At 66.8% G+C, this 262-nt stretch carries 1 pseudogene; it reads left to right on the top strand.

Annotated features, from left to right (window positions below):
* Window positions 1-262: pseudogene (locus EOD29_RS32675) on the top strand (PLP-dependent aminotransferase family protein); the annotation flags it as partial.

The following is a 262-nucleotide window of genomic DNA, read 5'->3' as shown; positions in this document are numbered from 1 at the left end:
CTGGCCGGCCTGCCGTACCGGGCGCATCCGCAAAGCCTGCACGTCTGGCTGCCGCTCTCAGGCAATCATACGGAGGACGGCTTCGTATCGCAGGCAAGGCTGCGCGGCGTGGCGATCGCGCCTGGCAAATCGTTCCACACCGGCGATCAAGGCTGGACGCCAGCCGTGCGCATCTCGCTTGGCTCGACAACCGAAAGCGAGCTGCGGACGGGGCTCGGCATCGTCGCCTCATTGGCGCAAGGCAATCCGGAAGAGCTGCTGC

This window comes from Mesorhizobium sp. M1A.T.Ca.IN.004.03.1.1 (assembly GCF_003997555.1).
GTDB lineage: Bacteria > Pseudomonadota > Alphaproteobacteria > Rhizobiales > Rhizobiaceae > Mesorhizobium.
Note: the sequence above shows the minus strand (reverse complement) of the source record. Positions and strands in the feature narration are given on the sequence as shown.